This is a genomic window from Micromonospora sp. WMMD712 (assembly GCF_029581295.1).
Lineage (GTDB): Bacteria > Actinomycetota > Actinomycetes > Mycobacteriales > Micromonosporaceae > Micromonospora > Micromonospora carbonacea.
Map to the genome: position 1 here is coordinate 4,821,955 of NZ_CP120743.1, position 14,719 is coordinate 4,836,673.

General features: G+C 69.5%; 11 protein-coding genes. 4 read left to right on the top strand and 7 right to left on the bottom strand.

The features are described from left to right. Positions 1-131: 131 nt before the first annotated feature. From O7633_RS21015 to acs, 3 genes are all read right to left on the bottom strand, one after another. Complete coding sequence (locus O7633_RS21015) at positions 132-2,564, bottom strand: immune inhibitor A domain-containing protein (protein WP_278136311.1); 2,433 nt, start codon at positions 2,562-2,564, stop codon at positions 132-134. 333 nt (positions 2,565-2,897) lie between these two features. Beyond that, complete coding sequence (locus O7633_RS21020; protein ID WP_282323622.1) at positions 2,898-5,690, bottom strand: immune inhibitor A domain-containing protein; 2,793 nt, start codon at positions 5,688-5,690, stop codon at positions 2,898-2,900. Between the two features lie 253 nt (positions 5,691-5,943). Beyond that, positions 5,944-7,908, bottom strand: a complete 1,965-nt coding sequence (acs, locus tag O7633_RS21025) for an acetate--CoA ligase (RefSeq protein WP_282323623.1) — start codon at positions 7,906-7,908, stop codon at positions 5,944-5,946. Between the two features lie 213 nt (positions 7,909-8,121). Here acs and O7633_RS21030 point away from each other — a divergent pair, with 213 nt between their 5' ends. Continuing rightward, on the top strand, positions 8,122-8,868 hold the full coding sequence (locus O7633_RS21030; RefSeq protein WP_282323624.1) for an oxidoreductase: 747 nt from the start codon (positions 8,122-8,124) through the stop codon (positions 8,866-8,868). Between the two features lie 61 nt (positions 8,869-8,929). Here the strand turns inward: O7633_RS21030 and O7633_RS21035 are convergent, their stop codons facing one another. The 3 genes from O7633_RS21035 to O7633_RS21045 form a co-directional block, all read right to left on the bottom strand. Next, positions 8,930-9,733, bottom strand: coding sequence for an HAD-IB family hydrolase (locus O7633_RS21035; RefSeq protein ID WP_178062988.1), 804 nt, complete (start codon positions 9,731-9,733; stop codon positions 8,930-8,932). A gap of 472 nt (positions 9,734-10,205) precedes the next feature. Next, positions 10,206-10,445 (bottom strand): PIN domain-containing protein, encoded by a 240-nt coding sequence (locus O7633_RS21040; RefSeq protein ID WP_282328608.1) that lies wholly within the window; start codon positions 10,443-10,445, stop codon positions 10,206-10,208. A 161-nt stretch (positions 10,446-10,606) separates the two neighbouring features. After that, positions 10,607-10,807, bottom strand: coding sequence for a hypothetical protein (locus O7633_RS21045; protein WP_282323625.1), 201 nt, complete (start codon positions 10,805-10,807; stop codon positions 10,607-10,609). A 145-nt stretch (positions 10,808-10,952) separates the two neighbouring features. On the opposite strand from O7633_RS21045, the gene O7633_RS21050 reads away from it, so the two are divergent. Further along, on the top strand, positions 10,953-11,423 hold the full coding sequence (locus tag O7633_RS21050; RefSeq protein WP_282323626.1) for an NUDIX domain-containing protein: 471 nt from the start codon (positions 10,953-10,955) through the stop codon (positions 11,421-11,423). Here O7633_RS21050 and O7633_RS21055 read toward each other — a convergent pair. Further along, positions 11,390-11,617: a hypothetical protein gene (locus tag O7633_RS21055; RefSeq protein WP_282323627.1), complete on the bottom strand. Its 228-nt coding sequence runs from the start codon at positions 11,615-11,617 to the stop codon at positions 11,390-11,392. The two genes, O7633_RS21050 and O7633_RS21055, sit on opposite strands and share 34 nt — an antisense overlap. Before the next feature lie 369 nt (positions 11,618-11,986). Here O7633_RS21055 and O7633_RS21060 point away from each other — a divergent pair, with 369 nt between their 5' ends. Both O7633_RS21060 and O7633_RS21065 read left to right on the top strand, forming a co-directional pair. Continuing rightward, positions 11,987-13,231, top strand: coding sequence for an IS256 family transposase (locus O7633_RS21060; RefSeq protein ID WP_282323228.1), 1,245 nt, complete (start codon positions 11,987-11,989; stop codon positions 13,229-13,231). 294 nt (positions 13,232-13,525) lie between these two features. Further along, complete coding sequence (locus O7633_RS21065) at positions 13,526-14,374, top strand: EcsC family protein (protein ID WP_282323628.1); 849 nt, start codon at positions 13,526-13,528, stop codon at positions 14,372-14,374. Positions 14,375-14,719: the final 345 nt, after the last annotated feature.

The window sequence follows — 14,719 nt, forward strand, 5'->3', positions numbered from 1 at the left end:
GCCCCAGCCTAGGACCCCCGGGCACCGGGGCGGAAAGGGCGATGCCCGGGCAGGTGGCCTGCCCGGGCATCGCGGTGGAGCGGTCGATCAGCGCGTGCTGATCAATGGATCAGCGTGTGCTGATCAGCGGATCAGGAGAAGCGGACCTTGATCGAGGTGCCGTTCTGCTCCAGCACCTTGATCTTGGTGCCGGTGGCCGGGACCTTGACGCCGTGGTTCGGCAGCTCCGGGAACCAGTACTGCTTGGTGTCGTCGAACAGCGGCTGCGCGGCCTGACCCCGGACGTACTGGGCCTGCCCGTTGATGTGCAGCGTGAACGAGTCCGCCTTCTTCGTGCTGAACGGCGCGTCGTACACCTGGACGCGGGCCCGCCACGGGTTGCCGGTCAGGTTGTAGAGCGGCTCCGGACGCGAGTCGATGATCATGTTGCGACCCTCGCCCGGGTGCTCGAACGTGTCGTTGTCCGCGAACCGGAGGTTCCAGTACGAGATCAGCAGGCCCTCCTGGTACGCGTAGTGGTCCACGTAGTCCGGGCGGGTGTTGCCGTAGCCGAAGTAGTACGGGCCGGTCTTGAGGTACTGGTCGTACGAGACGTACGACCGGTGGCCGGCGATGTAGTAGTTGTCGAAGAGCCGGGTGTAGGTCGCCTCGACGATGCTCCAGCCCTTGGCCGCCCAGTCGCCGGTGCCGCTCTCGGCGCCGTCGCTGGACAGCGTCTGGCCGTCGGCGGTCACGGTGATGTTGTCACCGAAGAACCCGCCCTCGGCCACGCCACCGTCGGTGATGTAGTGGAACCGGAACTGGATGCTCTTGCCGGTCAGGGCGTTGAGCGGGATGTTGATGTCGGTCCACGCGCCGTTGCTGCTGCCGCTGAGGCCCGGGGTCGGGTCGCTGCCGGACACCGGCGGGATCGGCTTGCCGTTCACGGTGCCGGGCAGCGCGTTCCAGGTGGTGCCGCCGTCGGTCGACGCCTCGAAGAAGAGGTAGTCGTAGCCGGACTCGATGTCGAACCGGCCCTTGAGCGACAGGGCCGCCGAGGTCTTCCCGGTCAGGTCGATCGTCCTGGTCAGGGTGTTGTCCAGGTCGTCGTCGTTACCGGAGAAGAACTGCTTGCTGCCCTCGAACGGCGCGCCGTAGTCGAAGGTGTACTCCCGCTGCGGGAGGACCACCACGGCGGCCTGCGGCTTGGCCGTGTTGTATTCCTGTGGACCGAGCTCCAGGGTCTTCTTCTGGCCGGCCTTGACCACCTCGTAGTCGAGCCAGCCGAGCTGGAGCTTGTTCCAGGCGCCGAGGTCGCCGCCGCGCTCGCCGATGCCGGCGTCGTTCTTGGCGCCGAGCCGGCTCTGGGCCATCAGGGTCCAGTGCTCGTTGTTGTTGTCGCCGCCGTTGAGGTTGTTGTAGTCGTCCGGCAGGCCCAGGTCGTGAGCGTACTCGTGGTAGAAGACGCTCCGGCCGCCGTTCTCCGGCTGGATCGTGTAGTCGCGGATCCAGACGCCGGTGTTGCCGATCTGGGTGCCGCCGATCGGGAAGTTCGCCGGGCCGGTGCGCGAGGTGTTGTACGCCGACCAGCGGTGGCTCCAGATGGCGTCCTCACCCTGGTGCGGGTCGCCGTCGGCCTGGTCGCCGCCGGAGTGGACGATCTGGAAGTGGTCGATGTAGCCGTCCGGCTCGTTGAAGTCGCCGTCGCCGTCGTAGTCGAACCGGTCCCACTGGTCGTAGGACTGCATGTCGGCCTTGATCTGGGCGTCGGTGCGACCCTTGGCCTTCTGGTCGGCGACCCACTGGTTGGCGGCGTCGCGGACCAGGTCCCAGGTGTTCTGGCAGATGTTGTCCGCGCAGACCGCCGGGTCGTTGGCCGGGTTGCTGGTGTCGTCGTCCGCGATCGGGTCGTCGGAGCGGCCGTAGCGGGCCGCGTTGTACTTGACCTTCACCCAGTCGGTGACCATGCCGTCGACGCTGTAGCGCCCGGACGACTGGGCCTCGTAGTACTGCTTGAGCGACTCGTCGCCCTGCCCGGTGCCGAAGTACAGCTTGCGGAAGTAGTCCGCGCTGTAGTCGGCCTGCCAGACGGTCGAGTTGTCCACCGACCGGTTGGGGGCGGGGATCTCGTTGTGCAGCGGCCCCTTGAAGGTGGTCGGCCCGGCGATGTTCGGGTTGATGTCCTTGTCCGGGTACGCGGGGTCCCGCTCGTCGCCGAACTCGGCGAGGATGACGAAGATCTTGTCGGTGCGCTCCCGGGCCAGCTCGACGTACTGGTCCTTCTGGCCCTTCTTGGCGCTGCGCGCGCCGGCCGCGGTGGCCGTGCCGCCGGCGGTCTTGCCGACCTTGACGACGGTGCTGCCGTTGATCTTCTGGGCCTTGGCCCGGCCGGAGAGGACCTCGCTGAGGCCCTCCTGGCGGAGCGCGCGCCGCTTGTCCTCGAACTTGTCCGGCAGATCGTGATCCGCTGGGGCCTTCTCGGCGGCCGACGGGGCGGCCGTCGGGACCTTCGCGGTCGGCGCCGCGTTGGCGGTGGTGGCAACCACCAGGCCCGTCGCCGTCAACGAAAGCCCGAGCAGACCCACTGCGACTTTCCGCACGTGGTACCTCCGGTGTGAGGGAACCGGCCCAACGGGGGTAGGAGCCGGTGAGTCGTCCCGACTGTGGGACCAATGGTGAACATAGAGTCTCCCGGGACGGGTGGGAAGATGCGTGCGTCGATTTGTTGCAAACTTTTGTTGGGAACGCTTTTCACCGTCACACCGATCGCCTCCGCCGGCCGGCTGAGCAGCGCGGACGCCCCATGGTGAATTGCAGCGACGAATTTCGATGGGTGTGGCCCGACAAATGCGGAAGGGGCCGGTGGCGTCGCCGCCGCCGGCCCCTCCGCTGATCTTCCGATCAGTTACCGCCCGTCGTCACGGGGTCGCCGCGGTCACCTTCACCGTGGCGACGGCGTTGTTCCACGCGGTCTTCTTCACCGTCAGCGAGACCCCGTAGGCGGCGCTCGCGTCACCGGGGTTGCCGGTGCCCAGGACGATCGCCCCGCCACCCAGGGTGACCCCGTAGTACGAGGGCGCCGGGGTGCCGTCCGGGTTGACCACCCGGGTGGTGTAGGGCACGTTGCCGCGCGACGGCAGCACCACGGAGGCGTCGCTGTCCCGCGCGTACGGCGAGCCGTCCCGGATCTCGATGCCCGGGTACCAGCCCTTGGAGTCGGTGAACTGCGGCACCGCCGGCTGCGCCGGGAAGCTCGTGCAGTACTCGCTGTACGGCTCGTCCGCCGCCTCCAGGCACTCCTTGAAGGAGTACGTCTTCTTCAGGCCGAACGCCGCGTTCGACGACTGGGGCCGGCTGGGCAGGTTGTCCAGCACCGACGGGTCCTTCTCGGCCGCCGTGCCCTGCCGCCGCAGCGGGTCGAAGTGCGAGTCGACGATCAGCAGGCCACCCTTGGCGCCGTAGCTCGGCAGGGCGGTCAGCTGGCCGGTGACGTGGTTGACGTCGCCCAGCGCCGTGTCGCGGTACCAGACCAGCATGCCCGGGGCGTTGTAGGAGATCCGGTCGACCTTCCACGCCTCGTGCGAGTACACCGTGTCGTACGCGTACTTCAGGCCCTTGTCGAAGCCGTCGAAGTTACGCCACTCGGCCAGGTAGTAGTGCGCCCGGACCTCGGTGCCCGAGTTGGTCTTCCAACCCGCGCCGGTGGTGTCGGTGAAGCTGCCGCCGGTCGCGGTCCAGCCGTTCGCGCCGCCCTCGACGTCGTCGCTCCAGGTGGTCGCGCCGCCGCCGGTGACCGAGAAGTCGTCGGCGAACCAGCCGCGCTCCACGAACGCCTCGTCGGTGGCCTGCCGCAGCCGCAGCTGCACGGTCTGCCCCGCGTACGCCGACAGGTCGACGTAGTCGTGCCGCCAGCCGCCGGACGAGCCGGTCAGGCCGTACTTCTTGCCGCCGAAGTCGGCCATCCGGCCGTTCGGGTCGGCGTAGTTGTCCGGCGTGGTGACGACGGTGCCGTCCGCGGCGTAGACCTTCTGCTCGGACCAGGTCGCCCCGCCGTCGGTGGAGAGCTCGACGAAGCCGTAGTCCCAGTCCTCCTCGATGATGTAGTTGTTCCACATCCAGAACTTGGCGTCGGCGGCCGAGGGGACGCTCACCGAGCGGCTCAGCTTGACGTCCGCCCAGTTCTGGTCGGCCCCGCTGTGCCACATGTTCGACCCGCTGTGCGGGGTGGCCAGGGTGATCACCTTGTCCGGCAGGTCCACCTTGATGCCGTCGGCCGTGCCGACCGGCGTGCGGGAGGTCTGCCCGAGCTTGATGGTGCGCGGGGCGGAACCGGGGGCGACCGTCACCGGGTCGGCCCAACCGAGCACCCACTTGTCCCAGATGCCCATGTGGGTGGGGAGCGCCTGGAAGATCTCGCCGCTGTGCGACCCGGAGGCCATCAGGTCCCAGAAGTCCACGTCGGAGTCGGCGTTGCCGGACGTGTCGTAGAGGTCCGGCAGGCCCAGGTCGTGCCCGTACTCGTGGGCGAAGACGCCGACACCGGCGTCCTCCGGCTGCACGATGTAGTTCGACACCTTGAGCTGCGTGCCGGGGATGGTGTAGCCGCCCGGGACGGTCGAGGAGTGCGCCCACACCGCGTAGGTGCCCTCGGCGCCGCCGCCGCGGGACTTGCCCTGGCCGGCGTGCACCAGCACCAGGTGGTCGATCACGCCGTCGGGCTCGAAGAGGTTGCCGTCGCCGTCGCGGTCGCTCTGGTCCTCGATGTCGTAGTCGGCCCACGGGAAGCTCGGGTCCATGGCGGCCAGCGCGTCGATCGCGTCGGTGGCCAGCCGGCCCGCCCCGGCCGGGTTGTCCGGGTGGCCGTTCATCGCCTGCTCACGCCCGGCGACCCAGTTGCCGTTCTCGTCCTGGAAGCAGCGCGACGCCGCGTACCAGCCCTCCGAGTGCGGCACGGTGATCCACGGGCTGGCCTGCCCGTCCACCGTGTACGCGCCCTTGGACATCTCCAGGTACATGTTGTGCATGGTCCGGCCGGCGAGGCTGATGCCCTTCTTGCCGTCCGGGCCCTTCAGGTCCTTGCGGACCCGCTCGGTGATGCCCGTCTTCGTGTAGAGCATCTTGTTGTAGTGGGCCGGGGAGAAGTCCGGCACCCACATCGAGTTGTTGTCCTTGTGCGGCAGGCTCGCCGGGTTCGGGATGTTGTTGTGCTTCGGCCCGTTCTGCACCGTGCCGGGGACGCACGTCCGGTCCTCGAAGACCGTCTTCGGCACCATGGTGCCGGTGAAGTCGTCGTTGGCCTGGTCGTTGAACTCCACCAGCAGGGTGAGCAGCTTCGCCTTCTGGGTGGTCGGGGCCTTCTTGATCCACCGGGGGCTCTTGCCGGAGCGGATCGACTGGGCCTCCAGCTTCGCCAGCTGCTTGGCGGTCGTCGGGTTGCCCGCGGCGTACTTGCGGTCGTAGGCCCGGGCCTCGTCCGCCGCGGTGGTGTACACGCCGTCGGCGCCCTTGACCTCCTTGCCGGCGGTGTCCGGCTGCACCTCGGGCTCGGCGTAGTTGATGTAGTGCTCGTCCGCCCCGATCGTGGCAGGAGCCGGGCCGGACGTCTGGGCCGACGCAGTCCCCGTCACGGTCAGTGACGTGGCCGCGAGGGCGATGGCGGGCAGCGCGACGAGTAGGCGTCGGCGTGACCGTCGTTGCGGAATCATGTGCATGCCGCTCCGTTTCTCGGGCATGGGCGTGGAGCCGGTCGGCGCGCACGGCAGAGACATCCGTCGAACCGACCGATGCGGCTGAACCTAAAGGAGAAATAACCCTTCCGACAGGGGGTGGCGTCCCCTGTGTCCGTTCAGTTGGTGCCCCCCAACCGACCGACCGACACCCCGCGGTCACGCACCGTCCGCGCGCACAGAAACGGAGGGTGGCGGCCCGCGCGGGGCCCGCCACCCTCCGAGGGTACGCCTGCCGTCAGTCCTCGTCGGACTTGCCGCCGCCCATCCCCGAGGAGATCAGCTCCATCACCGAGGAGTCCTGGAGGGTCGTCACGTCGCCCAGCGACCGGTTCTCCGCGACGTCCCGCAGCAGCCGGCGCATGATCTTGCCGGAGCGGGTCTTCGGCAGCTCCGGCACCAGCATGATCTGCCGCGGCTTGGCGATCGGGCCGAGCGTCCGCGCCACGTGGTTGCGCAGGTCCGCGATGAGCTGCTCACCCGCCTCGCCGGCCGTGTCGACCGAGCCGCGCGGGATGGCGAACGCCACGATCGCCTGCCCCGTCGTCGGGTCGGTCGCCCCCACCACCGCCGCCTCCGCCACCGACGGGTGCGACACCAGCGCCGACTCCACCTCCGTGGTGGAGATGTTGTGGCCCGACACCAGCATCACGTCGTCCACCCGGCCCAGCAGCCAGATGTGCCCGTCGTCGTCCTTCTTCGCCCCGTCCCCGGCGAAGTACATGCCCTCGAACCGCGACCAGTACGTCTCGACGAACCGGTCGTCGTCGCCCCAGATCGTGCGCAGCATCGACGGCCACGGCTCGCGCAGCACCAGGTAACCGCCGCCGCCGTTCGGCACCGACTGGCCCTGGTCGTCCACCACGTCGGCCACGACGCCCGGCAGCGGGGTCATCGCCGAACCCGGCTTCGTCTCGGTGACCCCGGGCAGCGGCGAGATCATGATCGCGCCCGTCTCGGTCTGCCACCAGGTGTCCACGATCGGCAGCTCACCCCGGCCCACGTGCTGCCGATACCACATCCAAGCCTCGGGGTTGATCGGCTCGCCGACGCTGCCCAGCAGCCGCAGCGAGGACAGGTCGTGCCCGGCCGGGATGTCCTCGCCCCACTTCATCATCGTGCGGATCAGCGTCGGCGCGGTGTAGAGGATGCTCACCTTGTACCGGTCGACGATCTCCCAGAACCGGCCCTTGTGCGGCGTGTCCGGGGTGCCCTCGTACATGACCTGGGTGACGCCGTTGGCCAGCGGCCCGTACACGATGTAGGAGTGCCCCGTCACCCAGCCGATGTCGGCGGTGCACCAGTAGACGTCCGTCTCCGGCTTCAGGTCGAACACCGCGTGCGCCGTGTACGCCGCCTGCGTCAGGTAGCCGCCCGTGGTGTGCAGGATGCCCTTCGGCCGGGCCGTCGTGCCCGACGTGTAGAGGATGAACAGCGGGTGCTCGGCGTCGAACGGCTGCGCGGCGTGCTCCGCCGACGCGGTCTCCACCGTCTCGTGCCACCAGTGGTCCTTCGCCGACCAGGCGACCTCCTCACCGGTGCGGCGGACCACCAGCACATGCTCCACCGACGGGCACTTCGCCACCGCCTCGTCCACCGTCGGCTTCAACGCCGACGGCTTGCCCCGGCGGTACCCGCCGTCGGCGGTGATCACCACCTTGGCGGTGGCGTCCTGGATGCGGTTGCTCAGCGAGTCGGCGGAGAAGCCGCCGAAGACCACGCTGTGCGTCGCCCCGATCCGGGCGCACGCCAGCATCGCCACCGCCGCCTCCGGCACCATCGGCAGGTAGATCGCCACCCGGTCGCCGGCCACCACGCCCAGGTCCGTCAGCGCGTTCGCCGCCTGGCAGGTCATCCGGTGCAGGTCGGCGTACGTGATGGTGCGGGTGTCGCCCGGCTCGCCCTCCCAGTGGATCGCCACCCGGTCGCCGTTGCCCGCCTCCACGTGCCGGTCCAGGCAGTTGTACGCCACGTTCAGCCGGCCGCCGACGAACCACTTCGCGAACGGCGGGTTCGACCAGTCGAGCACCTGCTCCCACTGCTGCGCCCAGGCCAGCCGCCCGGCCTGCCGCTCCCAGAACGCCAGCCGGTCGGCGGCGGCCTCGGCGTACGCGTCGGCGGTCACGTTGGCGTTGGCGGCGAGTGCGGCCGGCGGCGGGAACTGCCGCGTCTCGTTCAGCAAGTTGGCCAGTGCCTCGCTCATGCCGTGACTCCCTCGTCGCTCGCGTGACCTGCGTCTCCTACCCCCGCAGAGGTTAGTCGGGGCGGCCGGAGGCCGCGACAGCTCCCCGAACCCACGCGCGCCGAGCGGCCCCCGCCACGCGCCGAGCTGTAAGGAAGGGCCCCCTGTTAACGCATACGGTAGAGAAGGGTCCCCTTCTTACCCGCTGTCTCCGCAGGTGGCTAGCGTGGCAGCGTGACCGCTGATCCGCTCGCGCCCCTGCTCGCGCTCGCCGACATCGCCCCCGCCGTCGAGCGGGCCCGCGACCGCGTCGACCAGGCGCTGCGGCACCGCGCGCTGCGCCGGCACGGCGGCCAGGTCGCGGCCGAGGTCAGCCTCCGCTGCGCCGTGGCCAGCGCCGCCCTGGAGGGGTACGCCCACGACCGCGAGTCCGTCCGGGCCGGCACGGTCACCGACCCGGTGAGCCAGGGCGCGCTGCGGGTCGCCGGGGCGCTGCCCGGCCTGACCGAGCGCTGGCCGACGTCGCCCCGGCAGGTCCTCGCCCGGCTGCACGTGCTCGCCGCCCGGGACGTCGTACCCGAAAACGAGCTGGGGCGGCCGGTGGCCGACCCGGTGGTCGCCGCCCGACTCGACGGCCTGGCCGGGCTCGTCGCCGGCGGCACCGCCGTGCCCCCGCTGGTGCTCGCCGCCGTTGTGCACGGCGAGCTGCTCAACCTGCGCCCGTTCGCCGGGCCGTCCGGCCTGGTGGCCCGGGGCGCCGCCCGGCTCGTCCTGATGTCCACCGGTTTCGACCCCCGCGGGCTCGTCGGCGTCGACGTCGGCCACCGCGAGCGCGAACCCGAGTACGTCGGCGCGGCCGGGGCGTTCGCCACCGGCACCCCCGACGGGCTGCGCTCCTGGCTGCGGCACTACATGGCCGCCGTCGAGCTCGGCGCCGACCAGCTCACCGCCGTCGGCGACGAGATCCTCGCCGCCGCCTGACCCGGCCGGCTGACCCGGCTGGCCTGGCCGGGGTGCCCCGACAGGCCGCGGGCTGCGCCGGTCAGGCCACCGGGGTGGTGCGCGTGCGGCGGTGCCGGCCGTACCAGGCGATGCCGATCGCCACCCCCACGCCGACGCCCAGCGCGGCCGCGGCGACCGGCACCGCCGGCCGCTCCCGCAGCCGGCGGCCCAGCGGGATCGGGTGCCGGAACTCCAGCACCGGCCAGGCGTTCTCGGTGGCCAGCCTGCGCAGCGCCCGGTCCGGGTTGACCACCGACGGATGCCCCACGCACTCCAGCAGCGGCCGGTCGCTCATCGAATCGGAGTACGCGTACGAGTCGGCCAGGTCGTAGCCGCGCACCCTGGCCAGCTCGGTGACCGCCTCGACCTTGCTCGGACCGGCCGCGTAGAACTCCACCTCGCCGCTGTACCGGCCGTTCGCCACCGCCATCCGGGTGGCGATCACGTCGGTGATCCCGAGCAGCTCGCCGATCGGCCGGACCATCTCCTCCCCGGAGGCGGAAACCAGCACGACGTCCCGGCCGGCGGCCTGGTGCTCCTCGATCAGGGCCGCCGCCTCCGCGTACACGTAGGGGTTGATCAACTCGTGCAGTGTCTCCGCGACGATCTGGCGGACCTGCTCCACCTGCCAGCCCTTGCACAGCGCGGCCAGGTAGTCCCGGGTCTTGGCCATGGTCTGCTCGTCGGTGCCGCCCAGCCGGAACATCAGCTGCGCGTACGCCGACTTCACCACGTCCCGCCGGGTGATCAGCCCATCCCGGTAGAACGGCCGACCAAACGCCAAGGCGCTCGACTTGGCGATGACGGTCTTGTCCAGATCGAAAAAAGCGGCACTTCGGCCCACGGCGCGAAAGTCTAGCCGGATGGTCTATGGTCGGCGGGTGCCCGGGGTACGGACTCGGTCCCGGCCCCAACGGCAACCGTCACCACCCCCTGCCGTCAGTGACGGCGGTCACACTCTCCGGCGATGATTTCGCAGGGAGTGGAGGCGACACCACTCGACGTATACCGGTTTGCTCAGGCATGCTTGTTCTTGCGACGCACATTCGCGTTGTCGTACGACAGCAGGCCCTCGGCGATCGCACCCCCCGTGACCGCCGAGCCGGTTCGGCTCAACCCCCCCGGAGCCGAACCTCCCGACGACCCCCGTCTCCCCCCGACGGGGGTCGTCCCTTTCCCGGCCCCGTTCCGGGCCCGGGTGAAGGCGCGTTTCCCGGGTCGGCCAGTCCGAAGGCCGGACCGTCGGGTGGGAGCTTGCCGGTGCGGACGAGGATCCGTGCCTGCGGGCCCCAGACGGTCGTCCGCGTTGATGGAAGCTAGGAGACGTCGAAGAGGCGAAGGCCGTCGTACTCGGCGAAGTCGGCGTAGTCCTTGCCGTTGAATGTCGCCAACGGCAGCCGGTCGACCAGGCAGCACGCCGCAATCCAGGAGTCATTCGTCGGCCGGGGCCGCCCGCGATGCTGCGCCCGAGCCTGGAGTTGCCCCCAGGTTGTCGCCACCGCCTCATCGAAGGGCAGCAACACGACTCCGGACCGCCACTGGGCGAGATCAGCCAGCTTGCGTGGCCCTCAGCTCCGCAGCGCGGTCCACTTGGTCAGCTCCCCGAGCGTCACGAAGGTGATGCAGAGGGTCTTACCGACCAGACGAGCACGGAGACGGTCATGCAGCCGCCCCCGGAGGATCGCCGACGCTACGTCGGTGTCCAGGACGACCAGGCTCACGCGGCGCCAGCCCGCCGGGAGGCATAAAGGTCGGCGAGGAAGTCATCCAACTCCTCGTCCGACTCGAACAGGCCGGGCCGCGCCAGGTCGTCGACGGAGGCGACCGGCCGGATCCCCTGGCGACGCGCCAGCTCCTCAGCCGGTACATGCTCAGCGGTCGGCCATTCGGGCATCTGCTCAGCGCTACTCGACGTCACAGCTCACCTCCAGCGTCCCGAACCGTCGTCTATTCTCGCACCTCCGAGGTCGAGGCGACGCACATCGTGAGTGCCTCCTGCCGTTTCCGGCGGGCGCAGCCCGTTATCCGAGAGTCAGCCGGCGGCGAGGTGGCAGCCTGTGGCCGTGGCGAGAACCGAGCACTTCCACGACAGGAACGCGCCGAAGGCCAACAGCATCGTCGTGGCCGTCTCCGTCTTCGTTCGAGACGATGATGGTCGGGTGCTGCTCATCCAGCGCACCGACAACGGCCTGTGGTCGCTGCCCGGCGGCGGCCAGGAGATCGGCGAACCGGTCGCGGGGACGGCCGTCCGGGAGACCCGGGAGGAGACCGGCGTACGGGTCGAGGTCACCGGGATGGTCGGCGTCTACTCCGATCCCGGCCACGTCATCGCATACTCGGACGGCGAGGTGCGGCAACAGTTCTCGCTCTGCCTGCGAGCCGTGCCCGTCGGTGGCACTCTGACCCCGAGCGACGAATCAAGTGACGTCCGGTGGGTGGCCCGCGACGAGCTGGGTGCGCTCGACATCCACCCGTCGACCCTGCTCCGCATCACCCACGGCTACGAGGAACGCCCCGAGCCCCACATCGGCTGAGCGACGCTGCCGGAGAGCCGGCGCTGAGTCCGTTGCACAGCGGCGACCATCTCCGGCTCCGTCCGGCAGATGAACCGGGTCACCAGATGCTCCGGCCCGTACCGCGACCGAATCTCGGCGAGCCGCTCCAGCAGCTCGAAGTCCTGACCGTCCGGCCCGGTGGTCATGTCCGAGAAGCAGAGCGCGTCGGTCACCGGCGTCTCCTCCCGAGGGAACTCGGCAGCCAGGACGTCACCAAGTCCGCGTTCTTCCGATTCGCGCAGGCGCAGGAGTGGTGAGTCACCAAGGCGGCGATCCGCTCATTGAATCGCTCGCGCCGAAGCCACCAGCCACCGTCAAGGGAGTGAAAGCCGGTGTCCGTGATGATCGTCGGGTGGCGGACAGGAAGTTCAGCATGCGCGGGACGTCGCCTAGGTTTGCCCTCCGGTGGGGCGCGCGGGCGAGCGGTTGCGTCCACGGGAGTGGTGTACGACTTGCCCGTGATGGGCGTGTTGCGTAGATGAGAGACGGCCATCGCGTCGATCCTTCAAGACGACCAAGTCAGAGAAGGAAGAGAGAGCGCGATGGCCGCTTCAAAGAGTGTGAACCCTGTTGACCTGCTGCGCGAGCAGATTGAGGGCGCGTCGCCGGATGTGTTGCAGGCGATGATCCGCACGTTCGCGCAGGCGGTGATGTCCGCCGAGGCGGATGCCATCTGCGGCGCCGGCTACGGGCAACGCAGCGACGAGCGGGTCAACTCGCGCAACGGCTACCGGCCTCGGGAGTGGGACACCCGCGCCGGAACGATCGACCTGGCGATCCCCAAGCTCCGTCAGGGCAGCTACTTCCCCGACTGGCTGCTGACGCATCGGCGACGGGCCGAGCAGGCCCTGGTCTCGGTGGTGGCCACGAGTTATCTGCTCGGGGTCTCGACGCGGCGGGTGGAGAAGCTGGTCGAGCAGCTCGGGATCCGGCAGCTGTCGAAGTCGCAGGTCTCGGAGATGGCCGCCCACCTCGACGCCCAGGTCGAGGCGTTCCGCAACCGGCCCCTGGACGCCGCGCACTACACGTTTGTGTGGATGGACGCGCTGACCATGAAGGTCCGCGAACACGGCCGGACCGTCAACGTCCACGCCCTGGTCGCGGTCGGGGTCAACGCCGACGGCCAGCGTGAAGTCCTCGGCGTCGACGTCGCCTCGGACGAGGACGGCGCCGGCTGGCTGGCGTTCCTGCGATCCCTGACCGCCCGCGGACTCTCCGGCGTCCAACTGGTCATCTCCGACGCCCACCGCGGCCTCGTCGCCGCGATCGGCGCAGCCCTGCCCGGCACCACCTGGCAACGATGCCGCACCCACTACCTGCGCAACCTGCTCACGAAGGTGCCGAAGTCGGCGCAGCCGTGGATCGCGACCCTTGTGCGCACGATCTTCGACCAGCCTGATGCCGACGCCGTCCGAGCCCAGTTCCAGCGGGTCGTGGCGACGATCGAAGCGAAGTTCCCCACCGCGGCCGAGCACCTCGACGCCGCCCGCGACGACCTCCTGGCGTTCACCAGTTTCCCGCGCGAGATCTGGCGTCAGATCTGGTCGAACAACCCGCAAGAGCGCCTGAACAAAGAGATCCGCCGGCGCACCGACGTCGTCGGGATCTTCCCGAACCGGGCGGCGATCATCCGCCTCGTCGGTGCTGTCCTGGCCGAGCAGACCGATGAATGGACCGAAGGACGCCGCTACATGGGCCTGGAACTACTGGCCAAAGCCCGCCTGATCACCGTCGACACCAGCCAACACGACACCGACCAACCCGACCCCACCCCGATCGCCGCATAGCATCAGACCGGATCACGCGATGGCCGTCTCTTACACCACCAGCGCGGACGTGACCGGGCGAGCCCAATGGTTGGTGAGGGGCGTAGTAGATGCGAGCAGTCATGTCCGACTACGAGGCTCGGGCTTGGTCCGCCCTGCTCGACAGTGAGCGCAAGCGTCGGGACAGCCTAAAGGCACGCGCTACCAGCAAGATCGCGCTTGTCGCCAAGCGTGCCGGCGAGCAGCTCAGGAAGGCTCCCGGCGCGGAGAAGGCCTTGGAACTCGGCGACGAGACCATCGTCAAGGCGTTGCAAGGTGGCTTCAAAGGCCATCTTCTTGCCCGCAGTGCGTTCGGCTTCGCTGGAAAAGCGGGTCGAGAAGTTGCGCCGCAAGCACCAGGATCTGGGCGCGGAATCACCGTTCGAGACGCTCGACCTCAAGGACCTTGACCAGGGCCGGCCCATGTTGACCGTTCCATTCATCGGGGTTCTCCAATCCGGCGTCGCCTCCGTCGCGGTCACCGGAGCGGTGGTCGGCACGACTGTCAGCGGTGGTACGACGGCGGCGGTCGCGGTCGCGGCGGTGGCATCGGATGCCGTGCTCTCGCTGGCCCTACTCGGTCGTGCTGTGGCCGAGGTTGCCGTCCACTACGGCTACGACCCTCGGGAGCCCGAAGAGGAGCTGTTCCTGATGGGGGTCCTGAACTACAGCACAGCGTCATCGTCCACGAGCAAGACGGCCGCTCTCGCCAGCCTGTCCCGCCTCACCCAGCAGATGATGCGCCGTGCAACATGGAAGCAGTTGGGAAAAGAGCCTCTGGTGCCGGTCCTCGTGCAGATCTTCAAGCTGCTTGGACTGCGGCTCACCAAGGCGCGGCTCGCCCAGGTCGTGCCGATCGCTGGCGCTGTCCTCGCTGCGGGGCTCAGCTTCAACATGCTCCGTTCTGCTATCGACGACGCGACCCGGCTCTACCGCGCCCGCTATCTGGCCGAGAAGCACGGGCTGTCGTGGGAGGCATGGATCGCCGAGCCGACATCGGTGGTCGACGCGGCGGCACCCGAACCGGTCGTGGACGCGACGACGGTGGAGATCGACGATCTACTTGATGAGGTGGCCGCCGGTAGGGAGGAGGACGGGGACGGCCCGCCTGCCAAGGGCGACTGACTCTTACCGAATGGGCTGTGGCGGCTGCGCGAATGGCGGGGAACGCCGGCATGTCCTGCCAGGTCGGTCAGCTCACGTCGGTGTCATCGGGCAGCGCGTCGGGACGTCCACCCCCACGGTCCGAAAGCCGACTCTCCGACGTTGCGCAGGCGTCCCGCCGCTGGTGAGAGGGCCTTTCCGTCCCCTGACGCCCTACGTAGCGGGCCCGCAACGGTGTGGCGTCGTCCGAGGCGCGTTCGTACTCTGTCCGGGACGTGCGTCGATGCTGGGGAGGGCCGGACCCTGCTGGTTAACCGGAGCCTCGCCGACGTCCCCTCCGACCGGGTCGTCGCGCTGCCCGACGCG

Coding starts and splice junctions, on each gene's coding strand:
- O7633_RS21020 (WP_282323622.1), bottom strand. CDS start 5,690: ATGCACATGATTCCGCAACGACGGTCACGCCGACGCCTACTCGTCGCG.
- acs (WP_282323623.1), bottom strand. CDS start 7,908: ATGAGCGAGGCACTGGCCAACTTGCTGAACGAGACGCGGCAGTTCCCG.
- O7633_RS21060 (WP_282323228.1), top strand. CDS start 11,987: ATGGCCGCTTCAAAGAGTGTGAACCCTGTTGACCTGCTGCGCGAGCAG.